Origin of the sequence: Serratia sp. CY38905 (assembly GCF_052168875.1) — a bacterium.
GTDB classification, from domain to species: Bacteria; Pseudomonadota; Gammaproteobacteria; order Enterobacterales; family Enterobacteriaceae; genus Serratia; species Serratia sarumanii.
This window is the reverse complement of sequence record NZ_JBJNLV010000011.1, coordinates 87,005-104,281: the sequence shown is the minus strand read 5'-3', so window position 1 is coordinate 104,281 and position 17,277 is coordinate 87,005. Positions and strand designations below refer to the sequence as shown.

Here is a 17,277-nt window from a genome sequence, read left to right as displayed (position 1 = left end):
GCTTTTTGGCTGTGATGAATCCAGAAACAACGTCTGACAAGCATACCCCGGCGGTGGATAACGAACTCGATATCCGCGGCCTGTGCTGCACCCTGTGGCGCGGCAAACCGTGGATTATCGGCATTGCGGTGCTGTTCGCGGCGGTCGCGCTGATCGTCTCTTATCTGGTTAAGCAAGAATGGAGCGCGACCGCAATCACTGACAAACCCACGGTGAATGCGCTGGGCGGTTACTACTCCCAGCAGCAGTTCCTGCGCAATCTGGATGTGCGCACGCTGCCGGCGACGGCCGGCGATCAGCCGAGCATCGCGGACGAAGCCTACAATGAGTTCATCATGCAGCTGGCGGCTTACGATACGCGTCGCGATTTCTGGCTGCAGAGCGATTACTACAAGCAACGTCAGGAAGGGGATGCCCGCGCGGATGCGGCGCTGCTCGACGACCTGATCAACAACATCCTGTTCACGCCGCGCGACGACAAGAAAGTGCCGAACGACGGCGTGAAGCTGACGGCGGAAACTGCCGCGGACGCCAACCGCCTGCTGCGTCAATACGTGGCCTTCGCCAGCCACCGCGCTGCCCTGCACCTGAACGAAGAGATCCAGGGGGCGTGGGCCGCTCGCACTACCTCAATGAAGGCGCAGGTCAAGCGTCAGGAAGCGGTGGCGGAGTCGGTTTACAAGCGCGAGCTGAACACCACGCAGCAGGCGCTGAAAATCGCCGAAAGCCAGGGGATCAGCCGCGCGCAGACCGACACCCCGGCCGAGCAACTGCCGGATTCGGATCTGTTCCTGCTGGGCCGGCCAATGCTGCAGGCGCGTCTGGAAGGCCTGCAGGCCTCCGGCCCGACCTATGACCTGGATTACGATCAGAACCGCGCGATGCTGGCGACGCTGAACGTTGGCCCGACGTTGGATGAGAAGTTCCAGACCTATCGTTATTTGCGCACGCCGGAAGAGCCGGTAAAACGCGACAGCCCGCGCCGGGTATTCTGGCTGATTCTGTGGGGCGCGATGGGCGCTTTGGTTGGCGCGGGCGTTGCCTTGGCGCGTCGGCCGCGTAGTTAAAAACTAATATAATAATCTGATGCAGGGCGCGTGAGCGCCCAATTCGCAGGTGTGGCCTGCGATTAACCGACCAAAAGAGAGTCGCTGTGAAAGTGTTGACTGTTTTCGGCACCAGACCTGAAGCCATCAAAATGGCGCCGCTGGTACATGCACTGGCCCAGGATGAGGCTTTTGACGCAAGAGTCTGCGTAACGGCACAGCATCGTGAGATGTTGGATCAGGTATTGCGGTTGTTTGAGATCACGCCGAATTACGACCTGAACATCATGAAACCCGGCCAGGGGCTAACGGAAATCACCTGCCGCATCCTGGAAGGGCTGAAAGGGGTACTGGAAGACTTCAAACCGGACGTAGTGCTGGTGCACGGCGATACCACCACCACGCTGGCGACCAGCCTGGCGGCGTTCTATCAACGCATCCCCGTCGGGCATGTCGAGGCCGGGCTGCGCACCGGCAATCTGTATTCTCCCTGGCCGGAAGAGGCCAACCGCAAACTGACCGGCCACCTGGCGATGTACCATTTCGCGCCAACCGAGAACTCGCGCCAAAATCTGTTGCGCGAGCTGCTGCCGGACAACCGTATTTTCGTGACCGGCAATACGGTGATCGACGCGCTGTTCTGGGTGCGTGACCGCGTGATGAGCGATGCCGCGCTACGGGCTGGCCTGGCACAGCGTTATCCGTTCCTCGACGCCGACAAGAAACTGATCCTGGTCACCGGTCATCGCCGCGAAAGCTTTGGCGGCGGCTTTGAGCGGATTTGCAGCGCGCTGGCGGAGATCGCCCGCAATCACCCGGAAGTGCAGGTGGTGTATCCGGTGCATCTCAATCCGAACGTCAGTGAGCCGGTGAATCGCATTTTGAAAGGCATCGACAACGTCATGCTGATCGAGCCGCAGGATTATCTGCCATTTGTCTATTTGATGACCCAGGCTTACATGATCCTGACCGATTCCGGCGGCATTCAGGAAGAGGCGCCATCGTTAGGTAAACCGGTGCTGGTGATGCGCGACACCACCGAACGCCCGGAAGCGATAGATGCGGGCACGGTGCGGCTGGTCGGCACTGATTTGACCAAAATTGTTGAAGCGGTGACCCGGCTGTTGACGGACGAAAGCGAATATCACGCGATGAGTCGGGCGCATAACCCATACGGTGACGGACATGCCTGTCAGCGTATCCTCGAAGCTTTAAAGAATCATCAGGTGACACTATGAGTTTTGACACTATTTCGGTTATTGGCCTGGGTTATATCGGCTTGCCAACGGCGGCGGCGTTCGCTTCCCGCAAGAAAAAAGTGGTGGGTGTAGATGTTAACCAACATGCGGTAGATACCATTAACCGCGGCGCGATCCACATCGTCGAACCGGATCTGGACAAAGTGGTCAAGGACGCCGTCGACGGCGGTTTCCTGCGGGCGGTGACCAAACCGCTGGCGGCCGATGCGTTCCTGATCGCGGTGCCTACGCCGTTCAAGGGCGATCACGAGCCGGATCTGGCCTATGTCGAAGCGGCGGCGAAATCGCTGGCGCCGGTGCTGAAAAAAGGCGATCTGGTGATCCTGGAGTCCACCTCGCCGGTGGGGGCCACCGAACAAATGGCGGACTGGCTGGCGCAGGCGCGCAGCGATCTCAGCTTCCCGCAGCAAGCGGGCGAAGCGGCGGACGTGAATATCGCCTACTGCCCGGAGCGCGTGCTGCCGGGGCAGGTGATGGTGGAGCTGATTCAAAACGACCGCGTGATCGGCGGCATGACGCCGAAGTGCTCGGAACGTGCCAGCGCGCTGTACAAGATTTTCCTCGAGGGCGAATGTGTGATCACCAACTCGCGCACCGCCGAGATGTGCAAGCTGACGGAAAACAGCTTCCGCGACGTGAATATCGCCTTTGCCAACGAACTGTCGCTGATCTGCGCTGAGCAGGGGATCAACGTCTGGGAACTGATCCGCCTGGCGAACCGCCATCCGCGGGTGAATATTCTGCAGCCGGGGCCGGGTGTCGGCGGTCACTGCATTGCCGTCGATCCGTGGTTTATCGTGGCGCAGAATCCACAGCAGGCGCGCCTGATCCACACCGCACGCCTGGTGAACGACGGCAAACCGCTGTGGGTGGTCGACCGGGTGAAAGCGGCGGTGGCCGATTGTCTGGCCGCCACCGACAAGCGTGCGTCCGAGGTCAAAATTGCCTGCTTCGGCCTGGCCTTCAAACCGAATATCGATGATTTGCGTGAAAGCCCGGCGGTAGAAGTGGCGCACCTGATCGCCGAATGGCACGTCGGCGAAACGCTGGCGGTGGAACCGAACGTCGAACAGTTGCCGAAGTCGCTGGCTGGCCATGTGACGTTGACGCCAGTCGCGGAGGCGTTGCAGCAGGCCGATGTGATCGTGATGTTGGTCGATCACCAGCAGTTCAAGGCTATCCGGCCGGAAGAGATCAAGCAAAGCTGGGTGGTGGATACTAAGGGAGTCTGGCGTTGAAACGTATTTTAGTTACCGGTGGTGCCGGTTTCATTGGCTCCGCGGTTGTGCGGCACATCATCGAGGCCACCGGCGATCGCGTGGTGGTGGTGGATAAGCTGACCTATGCCGGTAACCTCGAGTCGCTGGCGGTGGTGGCCGAGAGCGAGCGCTATGCTTTCGAGCAGGTCGACATCTGCGATCGTGCCGAGCTGGATCGGGTATTTGCCCAGTATCAGCCGGACGTGGTGATGCACCTGGCGGCGGAAAGCCACGTCGATCGCTCTATCGACGGCCCGGCGGCCTTTATCGAGACCAACGTGGTGGGCACTTACACTATGCTGGAAGCGGCGCGCCAGTACTGGCAGCCGTTGGCTGCAGAGAAGAAGCAGGCTTTCCGTTTCCATCATATCTCCACCGACGAAGTGTACGGCGACCTGCACGGCACCGACGATCTGTTCACCGAAAGCACGCCGTATGCGCCGAGCAGTCCGTATTCCGCCTCCAAGGCGTCGAGCGATCATCTGGTGCGCGCCTGGTTGCGCACCTACGGTTTGCCGACCCTCGTGACCAACTGCTCGAACAACTACGGCCCTTATCACTTCCCGGAGAAGCTGATTCCGTTGGTGATCCTGAATGCGGTAGCCGGCAAACCGCTGCCGGTATACGGCAACGGCGCGCAGGTGCGTGACTGGCTGTATGTCGAAGATCACGCGCGCGCGCTCTATCAGGTCGTGACCGAAGGCGTGGTAGGCGAAACCTACAATATCGGCGGCCATAACGAGCGCAAGAATATCGAAGTGGTGCAGACCATTTGCGATCTGCTGGAAGAACTGGCGCCGAACAAGCCGCAGGGCGTGGCGAACTACCGCGATCTGATCACTTACGTGAAGGATCGCCCGGGTCACGATATGCGTTACGCTATCGACGCCGGCAAAATCGATCGTGAGCTGGGCTGGCGGCCGCAGGAAACCTTCGAAAGCGGCCTTCGCAAAACCGTGGTTTGGTACCTGAACAACGAAACCTGGTGGCGCCGGGTGCAAGACGGTTCTTATGCCGGCGAGCGTTTGGGGCTGTCAGATTAATTTAACGCCGTGTCGCTCTGCGGCTGCGCGGCGGGTTTTGGAGTACGTATGAAAGGTATTATTCTGGCCGGCGGTTCCGGTACGCGTCTGCATCCGATTACCCGCGGCGTATCGAAACAGCTATTGCCGATTTACGATAAGCCGATGATCTATTACCCGTTGTCGGTGCTGATGCTGGCGGGAATCAAAGATATTCTGATTATCTCCACGCCGGAAGATCTGCCTTCATTCAAGCGGCTCTTGGGCAGCGGTGAAGCGTTCGGCATCAATCTCAGCTATGCCGAACAGCCAAGTCCCGATGGCCTGGCTCAGGCATTTTTGATCGGTGAAGAATTTTTGGCCGGTGAGCCGAGCTGTCTGGTTTTGGGCGACAATATTTACTTTGGTCAGGGGTTCAGTCCCAAGTTGAGAAGCGTTGCAGCACGCACCACCGGCGCGACCGTGTTTGGCTATCAGGTGATGGATCCCGAGCGCTTTGGCGTGGTGGAGTTTGACGACCACTTCCGCGCGCTGTCGATCGAAGAAAAGCCGGTTAAACCGAAGTCTAACTGGGCGGTGACCGGCCTGTACTTCTACGATAGCCAGGTGGTGGAGTTTGCCAAACAGGTGAAGCCTTCGGAGCGCGGCGAGCTGGAAATCACCAGCATTAACCAGATGTATCTGGAACGCGGAGAGCTGAACGTCGAGCTGCTGGGGCGTGGTTTCGCCTGGTTGGACACCGGGACTCACGACAGTCTGCTGGAAGCCAGCAGCTTTGTGCAGACGGTAGAAAAACGCCAGGGCTTTAAAATCGCCTGTCTCGAGGAGATCGCCTGGCGCAATGGCTGGCTGGATGATGAGGGCGTAAAACGCGCGGCTCAGACGCTGGCCAAAACCGGTTACGGCAAATATTTACTGGATTTACTGCATGCGCGTCCACGCCAGTATTGAACCGCTGCAGTGGGAGAGCGACTTCTTCCACTTGGAAAGCGCCAAGTTACATTTCGATAGCTCGGCGGCACCCGTAGCCGAGGCTGATTTGGATGCCTATGCGTTGGTGCAGGCCAAAATCCCCGCTTGCCACCTGGAGTGGGCCGATGCGCTGTCGACGCTGGGATTCCGGCTGGTCGAAGGGGAAGTGGACCTGGTGGTGAACGTTGCGCCTGAAAGCGCGATGGCCGATGCCGCTTTGGCGGTTGCGGTGCGTCAGGCAGTTCCCGACGACATCCCGTCATTGCGCGCTGCCGCCGGTGAGGTGTTCGCTGCCAGCCGATTTCGCGCCCCGTGGTACGATCGCGCCGATAGCGGGCGATTCTATGCGGCCTGGATCGAAAAAGCGGTGCAGGGCACCTTTGATCATCAATGCTTGCTGGTGCTGGATAGCCAGGGGCAACCCGAAGGCTTTGTCAGCCTGCGTGACATTGGCGGCCAGGAAATGCGCATTGGCCTGTTGGCGGCGTTCCCCGGCGCATCCGGCCGGGGCGTGGGCGCCAGGCTGATGACGGCGGCGATCGCCGAATGTCGGCAGCAGGGGATGCAGCGCCTGCGGGTTGCGACCCAGGTGGGCAATATCGCCGCATTACGACTCTATCAACGACAGGGTGCCGTGATTGAAAGCACCGCGTACTGGCTATACAGAGGTAGACATGATTCCATTTAACGCTCCACCGGTTGTTGGCACTGAACTGGAATATATGCAGGCTGCCATGGGCAGCGGCAAATTGTGCGGCGACGGCGGTTTCACCCGCCGCTGCCAGCAGTGGATGGAACAGCGTTTCGGCAGCGCGAAAGTGTTGTTGACGCCTTCCTGCACCGCGTCGTTGGAAATGGCCGCCATTCTGCTGGATATCCAGCCGGGTGACGAAGTGATCATGCCAAGCTTTACCTTCGTTTCCACCGCCAACGCCTTTGTGCTGCGCGGCGCCAAAGTGGTGTTCGTCGACCTGCGTCCAGACACCATGAACATCGACGAAACCAAAATCGAAGCGGCGATCACCGATAAAACCCGCGCGATTGTGCCGGTGCACTATGCCGGCGTGGCCTGCGAGATGGATACCATCATGGCGCTGGCGAAGAAATATAACCTGTTCGTGGTGGAAGATGCCGCGCAGGGCGTGATGTCGACCTACAAAGGCAAGGCATTGGGCACCATTGGCCATATCGGCTGCTTCAGCTTCCATGAAACCAAAAACTACACCGCCGGCGGCGAAGGCGGCGCGACGCTGGTGAACGATCCGGCCCTGATCGATCGGGCGGAAGTCATCCGCGAAAAAGGCACCAACCGCAGCCAGTTCTTCCGTGGCCAGGTCGACAAATATACCTGGCGCGACATCGGTTCCAGCTATCTGATGTCCGACCTGCAGGCCGCCTACCTGTGGGGCCAGCTGGAAGTGGCGGAGCGCATCAACCAGCGCCGTTTGGCTCTGTGGCAGAAGTACTACGACAGCTTCCTGCCGTTGGCCCGGTCAGGCCGCATCGAACTGCCGGTAATCCCGGCCGACTGCGTGCATAACGCGCACATGTTCTATATCAAGTTGCGCGATATCGAAGAGCGCACGGCCTTTATCGACTACCTGAAGGAAGCCGAAATCATGGCGGTGTTCCACTATATCCCGCTGCATGATTGCCCGGCCGGCGAACGCTTTGGCCGCTTTGCCGGCGAAGATCGTTACACCACGCAGGAAAGCGCGCGTCTGGTGCGCTTGCCGCTGTTCTACAATATGTCTGATGTCAATCAGCGTACGGTAATCAATACCATCCTGAGTTTCTTTGCCTGATATGTCGTTGGCAAAAGCATCGATATGGACCGCCGGCTCCACGCTGATCAAAATCGGCGTGGGGCTGTTGGTGGTGAAACTGCTGGCGGTGGCGTTTGGCCCCAGCGGGGTGGGGCAGGCGGGTAATTTCCGCCAGTTGATTACCGTGCTGGGCGTGCTGTCCGGCGCGGGCATTTTTAACGGTATCACCAAATACGTGGCGGAGTACCACCAGGATCCGCAGCGTCTGCGTCTGGCGGTGGGCACCGCGTCGAGCATCGTGCTGGGCTTTTCGACCTTGCTGGCGCTGGTGTTTCTGTTCGCCGCCGAACCGATCAGCATCGGGCTGTTCGGGCATGCCGATTACGTCGATGTGGTGCGCGCCGTCGCTTTCATTCAGATGGGCATCGCCTACGCCAACCTGTTTATGGCGGTGCTGAAAGGCTATCGCGACGCGATGGGCAATGCGCTGGCGGTGATCGGCGGCAGCCTGATCGGCGTGGTGGCTTATTACCTGTGCTTCAAGCTGGGCGGTTATGAAGGCGCGCTGGCGGGGTTGGCACTGGTGCCGGCGTTGGTGGTGCTGCCGGCCGGGCTGATGCTGTGGCGGCGCAAAACGCTGCCGTTGCGCTACCTGGCGCCGCGCTGGGACAAACTCGTGGCCGGCAACCTCGGCAAGTTCACCGTCATGGCGCTGATCACTTCGGTGACGCTGCCGGTGGCCTATGTGATGATGCGTAACCTGTTGGCCGCGCATTACGGTTGGGATGAAGTGGGGATCTGGCAGGGCGTCAGCAGCATTTCCGATGCCTATCTGCAGTTCATCACCGCCTCGTTTACCGTCTATCTGCTGCCGACGCTGTCGCGGCTGACGGACAAGGGCGCCATCTCGCGGGAGATCGTGCGCTCGTTGAAATTCGTGCTGCCGGCGGTAGCGGCGGCGAGCTTTACGGTGTGGCTGCTGCGTGATTTCGCCATCTGGCTGCTGTTCTCGGACAAATTCGTCGCCATGCGCGATCTGTTTGCCTGGCAGCTGGTGGGCGATGTGCTGAAAGTCGGGGCTTATGTGTTCGGCTATCTGGTGATCGCCAAAGCGTCGCTGCGCTTCTATATCCTGACGGAAGTCAGCCAGTTTCTGCTGCTGACGCTGTTCTCGCACTGGCTGATCCCGCTGCACGGCGCGCTGGGGGCGGCTCAGGCCTATATGGCAACCTACATCGTGTATTTCGCGCTCTGTAGCTGCGTATTTCTTATCTATCGTAGACGAGTATGACCACACTGATTCACGTTCTGGGATCCGATATCCCGCATCATAACCAGACGGTGCTGCGCTTCTTCAACGACGTGCTGGCGCCGCGTTTGCCGGCTGAGCAGACGCGGCATTTTATGGTGGCGGCCAAGGATGTGGCGGCACTGGGTGATTTCCCCGCCCTGAACATTGAGCCCTACGCAGACAAGAAAAGCCTGGCGGCGGCGGTCATCGCCCGCGCCCAGGCCGATCGCGATGCGCGCTTCTTCCTGCACGGCCAGTTCAATCCGGGGCTGTGGCTGGCGCTGCTGAGCGGCAAGATCAAGGCGCGTCAGGTCAGTTGGCATATTTGGGGCGCCGATCTGTATGAAGACGCCACCAGCTGGAAATTCCGGCTGTTCTATCTGCTGCGCCGCATTGCCCAGGGGCGGGTGGGGAACGTGTTTGCTACCCGCGGCGACGTGATCCACTACCAGCAGCGCCATGCGCGGGTGCCGGCCTCGCTGCTGTACTTCCCGACCCGCATGGATCCGGCGCTGACCGACGTTCACGTCGAGAAAAACCTGGCCGGGCCGATGACGATTCTGGTCGGTAACTCCGGCGATCGCAGCAATCGGCATATCGAAGCGCTGCAGGCGATTCATCAGCAGTTCGGCGCCGACGTGCGCGTGATCCTGCCGATGGGCTATCCGGCCAATAACGACGCCTACATCGAGCAGGTGCGCGCCGCCGGGTTGCCGCTGTTCGGCGAGAAAAACCTGCAGCTGCTCACGCAGCAGGTGGCGTTTGAGGATTATCTCAATATTTTACGCGCCTGCGATCTCGGCTATTTCATTTTCAATCGCCAGCAGGGGATTGGCACCTTGTGCCTGCTGATTCAGTTCGGCGTGCCTTTCGTGCTCAGCCGGCAAAACCCGTTCTGGCAGGATTTGGCGGAACAGCATCTGCCGGTGCTGTTCTACGGCGATTCGCTGGACGAGGCGGTGGTGCGTGAAGCGCAGCGTCAGCTGGCGGCGGTGGATAAACAGGCGATCGCCTTCTTCAATCCGAACTATGTTGACGGTTGGCAGCAAGCCCTGGCGTTGGCGGCGGGAGAGCACTCATGACGTTGGCGCAATTCGGCGGCCTGTTCGTCGTCTATCTGGTCAGCCTGACGTTTATCCTGACGCTGACCTATCAGGAGTTTCGGCGCGTGCGCTTTAACTTCAACGTCTTCTTCTCGCTGCTGTATTTGCTGACGTTTTATTTCGGTTTTCCTTTGACCTGCCTGCTGGTGTTCCAGTTTGACGTCGAGGTGGTGCCGGTGGAGTTTCTGCTGTACGCCCTGCTGTCGGCGACGGCGTTTTACGCCATCTATTACGTTACCTACAAGACCCGGCTGCGCAAGCGCCGCATGCAGCCGCGCGCTGCGCTGTTTACCATGAACCGGGTGGAAACCCATATGACCTGGGTGCTGCTGGCGTTGGTGGCGATCGGTACCGTTGGGATCTTCTTCATGCAGAACGGCTTCCTGCTGTTCAAGCTCAATTCCTACAGCCAGATTTTCTCCAGCGACGTGTCCGGCGTGGCGCTCAAGCGGTTCTTTTACTTCTTCATTCCGGCGATGCTGGTGGTCTATTTCCTGCGGCAGGATCTGCGCGCCTGGTTCTTGTTCCTGGTGGCGACGGTGGCGTTCGGCATTCTGACCTACGTGATCGTCGGCGGCACCCGCGCCAACATCATCATCGCCTTCGCGCTGTTCCTGTTTATCGGCATCGTGCGCGGCTGGATCACACTGTGGATGCTGGCGGCGGCGGGCATATTCGGCGTGGTCGGCATGTTCTGGCTGGCGTTGAAGCGCTACAGCCTGGACGTCAGCGGCGCGGAGGCGTTTTATACCTTCCTCTACCTGACCCGCGATACCTTCTCGCCGTGGGAAAACCTGGCGCTGCTGTTGCAAAATTACGACAAGATCGATTTCCAGGGCCTGGCGCCGATCTTGCGTGATTTCTACGTCTTTATCCCTACCTGGCTCTGGCCCGGCCGGCCGGACGTGGTGCTGAACTCGGCCAACTACTTCACCTGGGAAGTGCTGAACAACCACTCCGGGCTGGCGATTTCGCCGACGCTGATCGGTTCGCTGGTGGTGATGGGCGGCGCGCTGTTTATCCCGCTCGGCGCGATTCTGGTGGGCATGATCATCAAGTGGTTCGACTGGCTGTATGAGCTGGGCAAAACCGAGCCGAACCGCTATAAGGCGGCCATTCTGCAGGGGTTCTGCTTCGGCGCGGTGTTCAACATGATCGTGTTGGCGCGGGAAGGGGTGGATTCATTCGTGTCGCGCGTGGTGTTCTTCTGCATTATTTTCGGCGCCTGTCTGGTGCTGGCGAAGTTGCTGTATTGGCTGTTCGATACCGCCGGGCTGATCAAGGCCAGAGTGACGCGCACCCGCGCGCTGGCGTCGCCGCCTCGGGTCAACGGTCTTTTGTAAGGGTAATGAGAACGATGGAAGCAAAGATTTCGGTGCCGCAGTATGAGCTGCGCGGTTTCAGCCTGTGGGGCTTTCGCGATATGGCGCACTGCATGGACTTTTTGTTCGACGGCGGCCGGGTAAAACAGGGCACGCTGGTGGCCATGAACGCGGAAAAGATCCTGAAGGCGGAAGAGGACCAGGCGCTGCATGCGTTGCTGGATGAGGCGGAGTACAAGTACGCAGACGGCATCAGCATGGTGCGCTCGATTCGCCGCAAATACCCGGCGGCGGACGTTTCGCGCGTTGCGGGCGCCGATCTGTGGGAAGCCTTGATGCAACGCGCCGGCCGTGAAGGCACGCCGGTCTTCCTGGTCGGCGGCAAGCCGGAGGTTTTGGCGGAAACCGAGCAAAAGCTGCGCAGCCAGTGGAATGTCAACCTGGTGGGCAGCCAGGACGGCTACTTCAAACCGGATCAGCGCGAGGCGCTGTTCGAGCGTATTCGTGCCAGCGGCGCCGCGATCGTGACGGTGGCGATGGGATCGCCGAAGCAGGAGATTCTGATGCGCGACTGCCGCAAGGTGCATCCGCAGGCGCTGTATATGGGCGTGGGCGGCACCTACGACGTCTTTACCGGCCATGTGAAGCGTGCGCCCAGGGTGTGGCAGAACCTCGGTCTGGAATGGCTCTACCGCCTGCTCAGCCAACCCAGCCGCATCGGCCGGCAGTTGAAGCTGTTGAAGTTTGTCGGCTACTACTACAGCGGCAAGATGTAACCCCTCATCCGGGGCGGAAAGTGCTGTTCCGCTCCGGTCTGCTGTACCAATAATCTGCTTTTGCGCGTTTCTCCCGCATATCTATAACCCTCGGCCCTAAACGTCGTCGCATTTATTCCATAAAGTTTTAAATTGCGGTTTGCTTATAGCGGCGAAATGCGAAACGATACCGCCCGGAAATTATCCCTGGCCGCTGAAGCTTGATGCGACAGCGCTGAACGATGTCCTTCTCACGGTCACTTCGCTCCGACAACCCGTTGATGCCAATCCGATCGGCAGGGGATGATTTATTCTTTTAATAATGACAATAACGACCGGCAGCGGCCGGCAGGCAAACACGACCCGAGAAAAATTATTGAGGATTTATGGCACACAAAGAGAAACCGCAAGGGCTACACCGGGGCCTTGAGGCCCGGCATATCGAGCTTATCGCTCTGGGGGGCACCATCGGTGTCGGCCTGTTTATGGGCTCGGCCAGTACGCTGAAATGGGCGGGGCCGTCGGTGCTGCTGGCTTACATTATCGCCGGGCTGTTCGTGTTCTTCATTATGCGTTCGATGGGGGAAATGCTGTTCCTCGAGCCGGTTGCCGGGTCGTTTGCCGTTTACGCGCATAAGTACATGAATCCCTACTTCGGTTACCTGACCGCCTGGGGCTACTGGTTTATGTGGATTGCCGTCGGCATTTCTGAAATCACCGCCATCGGGGTGTATGTGCAGTTCTGGTTCCCGGAAATACCGCAGTGGGTGCCGGCGCTGATCGCCGTGGCGATGGTCGCGTTGGCCAACCTGGCGGCGGTGCGCCTGTACGGTGAGCTGGAGTTCTGGTTCGCCATGATCAAGGTCACCACCATCATCGTGATGATTCTGGTGGGGCTGGGGGTGATCTTCTTCGGCTTCGGCAACGGCGGTGAACCTATCGGTTTCGCCAATTTGACGGCGCACGGCGGTTTCTTTGCCGGCGGCTGGAAAGGCTTCCTGTTTGCGCTGTGCATCGTGGTGGCGTCCTATCAGGGGGTTGAACTGGTGGGCATCACCGCCGGGGAAGCCAAGAACCCGCAGGTGACGCTGAAACGCGCGATCAACAATATCCTGTGGCGCATCCTGATCTTCTATGTCGGTGCGATCTTCGTCATTGTCACCATCTTCCCGTGGAACGGCATCGGCACCACCGGCAGCCCGTTCGTGCTGACCTTCGCCAAGATCGGCATCGTTGCCGCCGCCGGCATCATCAACTTCGTGGTGTTGACCGCCGCGCTCTCCGGTTGCAACAGCGGCATGTACAGCGGCGGCCGCATGCTGTACGCCCTGGCCAAGAACCGCCAACTGCCGGCGGCGTTGACCAAGCTTTCCGCCAGCGGCGTGCCGGTGAACTGCATCGCCGTCACCATCGGCTGCCTGTTAGTGGGCTCCGCGCTGAACTACATCATCCCGAATCCGGAGCAGGTGTTCGTTTATGTCTACAGCGCGAGCGTGCTGCCGGGCATGGTGCCGTGGTTCGTGGTGCTGATAAGCCAACTCTATTTCCGCCGCGCCCATAAGGAAGCGATCAAAAACCACAGCTTTAAGTCGATCATGTTCCCGTATGTGAACTATCTGACCATTGCTTTTCTGGTTTGCGTGCTGGTCGGCATGGGAATCAACCCGGATACGCGCATTTCCCTGCTGGTCGGGGCGATTTTCTTAGCCGGCGTCAGCCTGTGCTACTTCGCTTTCGGCATGCACAAGAAACATCATCCGGTTGAAAATCGGGTAGAAACGCGCCAATAAACGGCGAAAAGGGGCTACGGAGTGCGCTTTTGTGCGCGGGAGTGAGCAAAGCGTAATCAAACGCAACATTTCTGCGAAAAAGCACTAGACAGGATTGGCGTAAATCCGTAGTATCCCCTCCCGCAACGGCGCTACGCGCCCGTAGCTCAGCTGGATAGAGCGCTGCCCTCCGGAGGCAGAGGTCTCAGGTTCGAATCCTGTCGGGCGCGCCATTAAGTTTGTGCGCAGGAGCTGCGGTGGTATATTACCGCGTGAGTAAGAAGTAGTAATGGTGGCTATAGCTCAGTTGGTAGAGCCCTGGATTGTGATTCCAGTTGTCGTGGGTTCGAGTCCCATTAGCCACCCCACTTCCTGACGAAGTGACGATTTAGCAGTATTTTGTGACAGTGCGAAGGTGGCGGAATTGGTAGACGCGCTAGCTTCAGGTGTTAGTGTTCTTACGGACGTGAGGGTTCAAGTCCCTCTCTTCGCACCACGCAAAATATCTGATAAATATAAGATTTATATGGACAATGGTCTGATAAATCGGGTAGTATGAGCAATACAAATCGGCGAGTAGCGCAGCTTGGTAGCGCAACTGGTTTGGGACCAGTGGGTCGGAGGTTCGAATCCTCTCTCGCCGACCACATTCGAAAAACCTGCTTTTTAAAGCAGGTTTTTTTTCGTCTGCAGTTTATGAGGATGAGTACCTCCGCAGGAGGTTCGAACCTCGCGAAGCGAGACGAAGGTAGGCCCGTGCAGCAATGCGCGGGCTTTTTGCGTATCTAAGGATGGGCACTTTGTCTCTGTCGGCAAGCGTGTTGGTTTTCAGCGACAGAGCCATCCAGCGCTGTCGTCAGGTTGAGACAAATAATTGATTGATTTAAAAAGATAAAATGGGCTTTGGCTTAAGTCGTCGTTTTGAGGCGACATTCTTATTACGGCTGCTGGCATGGAATGCCAGAGAGTGGCATATAACAGGAAAGACAGGGTTAAATTAAAAATTAATATATTTCAATGCATTGAGACCCGTTTTTTATTGGGAATGGCCTTGGCCTTAAAGTTGGCACGCCAAGTGCAATATCTATAGCGTAGATGCTCATTCCACCTCTTATGTTCGCCTTAGGCCTCATAAACCCTGGGAATGACGCAGAGCCGATTTAGGGTGCCTATCGCCCACGAGAACGATGACTAACCTGTCATCACGCTCAGGGCAAAACGTTGAGTGAGGCACCGCCCCTGTTGTCCTAGACCTGATTGCTTCTTTATACACTTGCCCTGCGGCAAGTGTTTTTTTTTGCGCCTCAGGATGTTAACTGGCAAAAAAAAGCGCGGCATCAAGAGCCGCGCTGTTCTTCAATCGTGCAGGGCGCTATTCGCCGCCGTTCTGTTTCAGCGTCAACATCAGTCCTTCGCGCCGCATCTGCGCCGCTTCATCCGAACGATGCAGTTTTTCCAGCGTATCGGCCAACCAGGCGTAGTCGTAGGCATCCGGGCGCTGTTTCAGCGCTTCGCGGAAGACGTCGGCCGCCTGCTGCCACTCGCCGTGTTTCATCAGCAGCTGCCCCAGCGTGCTGTTCAGCAGCGGCGTCGCGCCGTGCTGCTTCATCTGCTGGCGCAGCGCTTTCTCCAACTGCTCGGGGTTGCCGGACTTCAGCCGCGGCAGCAGCAGCACCAGGCGCTCGTCGTATTGGCGCTTCAGGCTGTCGAGCACGATCTCCTGCGCCAGTTCGTGGTCGTTGCATTCGATCAGGTGTTCCACCATCGCGATTTGCAGCGGCACTTCGTGACGCGTCTTGCGGCTCTGATCTTTCCACCAGCGCTTCAGGCCTTCGCTGCCTTCGTCCGCCATCGCCTGATTCATCAGCCCGATATAAGCCTGCTGCTGCAATGCCTGCAGTTGCTCTTCGCTGTGGAGTTCGATTTTACGCATCGACGGCAGCACTTCCAGCAGCGACGCATAGGCGCCGGTGCGCAGATAGGCTTGTTCCGCCAGGCGCAATACTTCCGGATGACGCGGCGCCTGGTTCAGCAGGCGATCGACGCCGTGGCGCGCGGCATGGTTCTCGCCCTGCGCCAGCTGGATGCGAACCCGGGTGATATCCACCGGCAGCTGATCGGTGTCGGCCGCTTCGGCAGCGCGCTCCAGATATTGGTTGGTGCGGAAATCATCGCCGCGTTGCTGTGCGGCCTCGGCGGCCAGCAGGTAGTTCACCACCGGCTGTTCGGCGTGATCGGCGTTGCGCGTCATCAGCTTCTCGACCTGCTTGTAGTCGCCTTCCGCCAGCTTGATCAGCGCGGCCTTGGTTTGCTGGCGCGCGCGAGTGCGCTTGCGGCCGATAAACCAACCGCGCGTGCGGGCGCCGGTGCGGAAGAGACGGCGCAGGATCCACTCGATCGCCAGCAGCACCACGAACAGCAGCACCAGCATGATCGCCAGGCCGGTGACGCTGGTTTCGATATTGTAGTTGTCGGTCTGGATCAGCACATAGCCTTGATGCCCGGCCAACATCGGCCCGAGCACCACGCTGGCGATCACCACCAGGAACAGAAATAGCACGCGTAACATGGCTTAACCCTCCTGGTGAGCGGCAGGGGACTGGGTCATCAGGTTGCGCACCCGGGTCTGCATCACTTTTTCCAGCAGCGGCTGGCTTTTCAGCTGATCCGGCACGTCCATCGAGATCGACTGTTGGCTCAGGCTGTCCAGCTCTTCCAGGAAGGCCTTGGTCGCCGGATCGGTGGTGTCGAAATAGGCGCGCACCCAGGTGGAGACGGTTTCCAGCGATTGCTTGTAGGTCTCGTTCTGGTGGCGCGGGATGGCCTGCGCGGCCACCAGCAGGCGCGAACGGATGTTTTCGCGCAGGTAGATGTCCTGGTTCGGCGCCAGCAGCGGTTCGGCGCTGGCGTCGCGGCGGCGGATGGTAATGAAGTCGGCCATGAAATTGCGCCAGCTCTTGGCCAGGTTCTGCCGCCATTCGGCGATCGAACCGGAGAGCTCGCTGCTGTTTTGATCCATCGGCGCTTCGTCGGTGTCGTTGTCCGCCAAGCGCAGGTTATCCACCTGATTGGACAGCTGATTGACCTTGAGGATGATGCCGTCGTAATCGACCTGGGTCAGCGTAGCAAGCGTGCCGATGTCTTCGGTAATGGCGCGGCGCACGTCGAGCAGGCTAGGATCGTTCATGTCCGCCAGGCTGGCGTCGGCGCTTTTCAGCAGCGCGGCGGCGCTGATCACGTCCTGATCGCTCCACAGCTTGCGGCCGGCCATTTTCACCAGGAAATCGGCCTGCGCCAGCAGCCAGGTTTTGGCGTCGCTGCCGGAGATGGTCGCCACTTTTTCCTGCAACTCGCTCAGTTGGCGCGCGAGGTTAGCCTGCTCGCGATCGGCGGCGTCCAGGGTTTTACCCTGCTGCTGCAACAGGCCTTCCAGCGCATTTCTTTCCTGCTGCTGGCTCTGCTTCACGCCTTCAAGCTGCTGCTGCAGCGCCTGATTGGCGGCGATCAGCTGTTGCGCCTGCTGGTGCGTGTGGTAATAGCCGCCCGCGCCGAGGGCGATGACCAGCACGATAGCGATCGCGCCGAGCACCGGGCCGGTGTTCTTGCCTTTGCGGCTGGCAGCGGCTGGCTGCTGGGAGCTCTCAACCGCGGTGGTTGGCTCTTCAACCGGGGCGGATGGGGTATTTTGTTCCGTCATAGTGGCACATCCCATA

At 59.2% G+C, this 17,277-nt stretch carries 14 protein-coding genes and 4 tRNA genes; 16 read left to right on the top strand and 2 right to left on the bottom strand.

What is annotated here, in order from left to right; translation table 11 throughout:
• The first annotated feature begins 14 nt into the window (after positions 1–14).
• From wzzE to ACJ8MK_RS20255, 16 genes are all read left to right on the top strand, one after another.
• Positions 15–1,067, top strand: coding sequence for an ECA polysaccharide chain length modulation protein (gene wzzE / locus ACJ8MK_RS20330; RefSeq protein ID WP_103774323.1), 1,053 nt, complete (start codon positions 15–17; stop codon positions 1,065–1,067).
• 86 nt (positions 1,068–1,153) lie between these two features.
• Positions 1,154–2,284: a non-hydrolyzing UDP-N-acetylglucosamine 2-epimerase gene (gene wecB, locus ACJ8MK_RS20325; protein WP_103774322.1), complete on the top strand. Its 1,131-nt coding sequence runs from the start codon at positions 1,154–1,156 to the stop codon at positions 2,282–2,284.
• The gene (gene wecC, locus ACJ8MK_RS20320) at positions 2,281–3,543 is read left to right on the top strand and encodes a UDP-N-acetyl-D-mannosamine dehydrogenase (protein ID WP_049233753.1); all 1,263 of its coding nucleotides are present in this window, start codon (positions 2,281–2,283) and stop codon (positions 3,541–3,543) included. Before wecB ends, wecC begins: the two co-directional genes overlap by 4 nt.
• Positions 3,540–4,607 (top strand): dTDP-glucose 4,6-dehydratase, encoded by a 1,068-nt coding sequence (rffG, locus tag ACJ8MK_RS20315; protein ID WP_079656108.1) that lies wholly within the window; start codon positions 3,540–3,542, stop codon positions 4,605–4,607. The genes wecC and rffG overlap by 4 nt, the downstream gene beginning before the upstream one ends.
• A 48-nt stretch (positions 4,608–4,655) precedes the next feature.
• Positions 4,656–5,537, top strand: coding sequence for a glucose-1-phosphate thymidylyltransferase RfbA (gene rfbA / locus ACJ8MK_RS20310; RefSeq protein WP_041037221.1), 882 nt, complete (start codon positions 4,656–4,658; stop codon positions 5,535–5,537).
• A complete protein-coding gene (rffC, locus tag ACJ8MK_RS20305; RefSeq protein ID WP_442518012.1) occupies positions 5,515–6,246 on the top strand; it encodes a dTDP-4-amino-4,6-dideoxy-D-galactose acyltransferase in 732 nt (243 codons plus the stop codon). Before rfbA ends, rffC begins: the two co-directional genes overlap by 23 nt.
• Positions 6,233–7,363: a dTDP-4-amino-4,6-dideoxygalactose transaminase gene (rffA, locus tag ACJ8MK_RS20300; protein WP_033636640.1), complete on the top strand. Its 1,131-nt coding sequence runs from the start codon at positions 6,233–6,235 to the stop codon at positions 7,361–7,363. Before rffC ends, rffA begins: the two co-directional genes overlap by 14 nt.
• A gap of 1 nt (position 7,364) precedes the next feature.
• Positions 7,365–8,615: a lipid III flippase WzxE gene (wzxE, locus tag ACJ8MK_RS20295; RefSeq protein WP_033654009.1), complete on the top strand. Its 1,251-nt coding sequence runs from the start codon at positions 7,365–7,367 to the stop codon at positions 8,613–8,615.
• On the top strand, positions 8,612–9,697 hold the full coding sequence (locus ACJ8MK_RS20290) for a TDP-N-acetylfucosamine:lipid II N-acetylfucosaminyltransferase (RefSeq protein ID WP_033649866.1): 1,086 nt from the start codon (positions 8,612–8,614) through the stop codon (positions 9,695–9,697). Before wzxE ends, ACJ8MK_RS20290 begins: the two co-directional genes overlap by 4 nt.
• The gene (wzyE, locus tag ACJ8MK_RS20285) at positions 9,694–11,061 is read left to right on the top strand and encodes an ECA oligosaccharide polymerase (protein ID WP_049195658.1); all 1,368 of its coding nucleotides are present in this window, start codon (positions 9,694–9,696) and stop codon (positions 11,059–11,061) included. The genes ACJ8MK_RS20290 and wzyE overlap by 4 nt, the downstream gene beginning before the upstream one ends.
• 14 nt (positions 11,062–11,075) lie before the next feature.
• On the top strand, positions 11,076–11,816 hold the full coding sequence (gene wecG / locus ACJ8MK_RS20280) for a lipopolysaccharide N-acetylmannosaminouronosyltransferase (protein ID WP_342098331.1): 741 nt from the start codon (positions 11,076–11,078) through the stop codon (positions 11,814–11,816).
• Between the two features lie 365 nt (positions 11,817–12,181).
• The gene (gene thrP / locus ACJ8MK_RS20275) at positions 12,182–13,585 is read left to right on the top strand and encodes a bifunctional threonine/serine APC transporter ThrP (RefSeq protein WP_033649864.1); all 1,404 of its coding nucleotides are present in this window, start codon (positions 12,182–12,184) and stop codon (positions 13,583–13,585) included.
• 135 nt (positions 13,586–13,720) lie between these two features.
• A tRNA-Arg gene (locus ACJ8MK_RS20270) sits at positions 13,721–13,797 on the top strand.
• Positions 13,798–13,856: 59 nt separating this feature from the next.
• Positions 13,857–13,932: transfer RNA gene (locus tag ACJ8MK_RS20265), tRNA-His, on the top strand.
• Between the two features lie 41 nt (positions 13,933–13,973).
• Positions 13,974–14,060: transfer RNA gene (locus ACJ8MK_RS20260), tRNA-Leu, on the top strand.
• 74 nt (positions 14,061–14,134) lie between these two features.
• A tRNA-Pro gene (locus ACJ8MK_RS20255) sits at positions 14,135–14,211 on the top strand.
• A gap of 725 nt (positions 14,212–14,936) precedes the next feature.
• Here ACJ8MK_RS20255 and hemY read toward each other — a convergent pair.
• Both hemY and hemX read right to left on the bottom strand, forming a co-directional pair.
• A complete protein-coding gene (gene hemY / locus ACJ8MK_RS20250; protein WP_033649634.1) occupies positions 14,937–16,133 on the bottom strand; it encodes a protoheme IX biogenesis protein HemY in 1,197 nt (398 codons plus the stop codon).
• Positions 16,134–16,136: 3 nt separating this feature from the next.
• Positions 16,137–17,261: a uroporphyrinogen-III C-methyltransferase gene (gene hemX / locus ACJ8MK_RS20245; RefSeq protein ID WP_049195196.1), complete on the bottom strand. Its 1,125-nt coding sequence runs from the start codon at positions 17,259–17,261 to the stop codon at positions 16,137–16,139.
• Positions 17,262–17,277: the final 16 nt, after the last annotated feature.